This window comes from Eggerthella sp., assembly GCF_048329335.1.
GTDB classification, from domain to species: domain Bacteria; phylum Actinomycetota; class Coriobacteriia; order Coriobacteriales; family Eggerthellaceae; genus Eggerthella; species Eggerthella lenta.
The window spans coordinates 1-2,377 of record NZ_DBFEGU010000204.1 but is presented as its reverse complement, the minus strand read 5'-3'; the positions used below and the strand labels follow the sequence as shown (position 1 = coordinate 2,377).

At 65.9% G+C, this 2,377-nt stretch carries 3 protein-coding genes; all 3 read left to right on the top strand.

Features of this window, described 5'->3' with window-relative positions; translation table 11 throughout:
- On the top strand, positions 1 to 868 hold an 868-nt coding region (locus ACMO6A_RS06755), incomplete at its 5' end, for a histone-lysine N-methyltransferase (protein WP_418470973.1).
- A 158-nt stretch (positions 869 to 1,026) separates the two neighbouring features.
- Complete coding sequence (locus ACMO6A_RS06750) at positions 1,027 to 1,662, top strand: DAK2 domain-containing protein (protein ID WP_009304649.1); 636 nt, start codon at positions 1,027 to 1,029, stop codon at positions 1,660 to 1,662.
- Between the two features lie 70 nt (positions 1,663 to 1,732).
- Positions 1,733 to 2,377, top strand: a 645-nt coding sequence (locus tag ACMO6A_RS06745; RefSeq protein ID WP_418470971.1) for a dihydroxyacetone kinase subunit DhaK, incomplete at its 3' end; no start/stop codon positions are given.

The following is a 2,377-nucleotide window of genomic DNA, read 5'->3' as shown; positions in this document are numbered from 1 at the left end:
CGACGATACCGTAGCCGCGGAGCCCGAGGAGCCCCAGGGGCGTCACGGAAAGCAGAAGAAGGAAAAGAAGCAGAAGCAGCAGATCCCCGCCTATCAGCGCAAATCGCGGCGCATGCGCCGCGTGCTCATCGCCATCGTGGTGCTGCTGATCCTGTTGATCGGCGCGCTGGGATACTTCGCATGGCAGTGGTTCGAGGAAAGCCAGCTGATCGCGACGCAGCAGACCCAAGAGCAGCAGAGCTCGCAGGAAGTGGGTTCCATGCAGACCGACGAAACGAAGGACGCCACCACCGCCACCGCTAAGAAGACGAACGTTCCTAACCTGGCTGCCGTGCTGGGCATGACGAAGGACGAGGCCATCGCCGCGCTCAAGCACGGCGCCACCGAGACGACCTCGAAGGAAGTGAACGAAGAGGGCAATCCCGTCAAGACGAACGTGACGGTGGCCCTTACCGACGAGCCGGCCGACACGCGCTCCGGCACGCCGACGGTGTACCTCGGTCTCAACGAGGACGGTGCGGTCGTGCAGGCGGGCTACTCCGCGGCCACCGCGTCGCTGGGCTACGGCTCGCTCAGTTTCGTCGACGCGGTGAAGAACGAGGGCATCATCGAGAAGACGCTGCAGGAGGCGGGCGTCAATGTGCCTGCGGGCTCGGCGCAGCTTCCCGCCGACAAAACCGAATACTCCGAATACGCGAGCGACGGCACTACGCTCGTCAAGGAATCGTACTCGTTCTCCGGCACGGTCGATCTGAACGGAGCCGCGCACGAATGGTCGGCGCTGCTGCTGTACAACTACTCTACGGCGAACACGTCGGGCAACCTCGCCGACACCATCCGCATCGTATACGTGTACGTCAACGCGTAGCAGGGTTCCGTCAGCCTGGCGGCCGGCGGAACGGGTTGACGCCACGACCAGCCTCGCTGACTTACTGCGCCAACCTGCACGCTTTTCGCCCATTGACCGCTCGATACGTTGCGGGTAGAGTTTGCTGCAGGGCGATAACCGACGAAAGAGGGGCATCCATGATCGATCGGGGCACGTGCAAGGCCATGCTGCGCGAGAGCGCGCGGCTCATGCTGGAGCAGGCCGACCGCTTGAGCGACATCGACTCGAAGTTCGGCGACGGCGACCACGGCATCACCATCACGAAGATCGCCAAGCTCATGGACGAGCGCGCCGAGGCATGGGACGAGGAATCGATCAAGGACTTTCTCGACGACCTGGGTATGGCCGCCATGGCCGTGCGGGGCGGCTCGGCCGGCCCGTTGTACGGCACGCTCATCTCCGGCTTGGGCGCGCAATTGGGCGACGACGAGAACGAGCTGTCTGCCGACGCCGCGCGCCGCATGTTCGCCGGCTGCCTAGCCGAGATGCAGGACATCACGAACGCGCAGGTGGGCGACAAGACCATGATGGACGCGCTCATCCCCGCCGTGGAGGCCGCGCAGGCGTGCGAGGCCGAAGGCGACGACGCGGCAGCTGTGTTCGCGGCCGCGGCAGAGGCTGCCGAGGCCGGCGCGCGGGCGTCAGAGGGCTTCGCCTCGAAGTTCGGCCGCGCGCGCAGTTACGGCGACGCCACCATCGGCACGCCCGACGCGGGAGCCGTGTCGACCTCGCTGTTCTTGCGCGGGCTTGCAACGGGAGCCGCGCATCATTAGGCAATCGGGCCTGCCGCGTCGTGCGGCAGGCCTTTCTTTTCCGGCTGTCAAACGACTGAGGAGGAGCACCATGCAGATGAAGAAGTTCATCAACGATCCCGAGAACCTCACCGCCGAGCTGTTGGAGGGCCTGGCCCTGGCCAATCCCGACATCCTCGAGCTGGGCGAGGACAACATGGTGATCAACAAGAAGCTGGCCGAGGCCGATCGCGTCACCATCGTCACGCAGGGCGGCAGCGGCCACGAGCCGGCCATCGAGGGCTTCGTGGGCGAGGGCATGGTGGACATCGACGTGGTGGGCGACATCTTCGCCGCGCCCGGTCCGCAGGCCTGCGTCGACGCCATCAAGCTGGCCGACAAGGGCAAGGGCGTGCTCTACATCGTGCTCAACCACGCCGGCGACATGCTGACGGGCAACATGACCATGAAGCAGTGCAAGAAGCAGGGCCTCAACGTAGTCAAGGTGGTCACGCAGGAGGACGTGTCGAACGCCCCGCGCGAGAACGCCGACGACCGCCGCGGCCTGGTGGGCTGCATCCCCACGTACAAGATCGCCGGCGCAGCGGCCGCCGAGGGCAGAAGCCTCGAGGAGGTTGCCGCCGTCGCGCAGCGCTTCGCCGACAACATGGCCACCTTGGCCGTGGCCGTGCGCGGCGCCACGCATCCGCAGACGGGCACGCTTCTGGCCGAGCTCGGCGATGACGAGATGGAAATC